Genomic DNA, 237 nt, shown 5'->3' on the forward strand with positions numbered 1-237 from the left:
GCATTAATTTCGTTCATTGATTGTTTGACTTCTGCATCCGGCTCAACTTTGGTAATGAGCGTCTTAACGATAATATACCCATACGTTGACATTTCTTCCGCTACTTGTTTTTGAACTTCTAATGCAATTTCATCTTTTTTCTCAAACAATTCATCCAAAGTTAACTTAGGAACAGATGAGCGCAATGCATCTTCAATATAAGATTTGATTTGAGCTTCAGGTCTCATCAATTTATAG

At 34.6% G+C, this 237-nt stretch carries 1 protein-coding gene; it reads right to left on the reverse strand.

Features of this window, described 5'->3' with window-relative positions; genetic code table 11:
- A partial coding sequence (locus ACPYOG_RS20750) for an SPFH domain-containing protein (protein WP_481295946.1) occupies positions 1 to 227 on the reverse strand: 227 nt, incomplete at its 3' end.
- Positions 228 to 237 lie beyond the last annotated feature (10 nt).

The sequence above is a fragment of the Leifsonia sp. HAY1-4F genome (assembly GCF_056755275.1).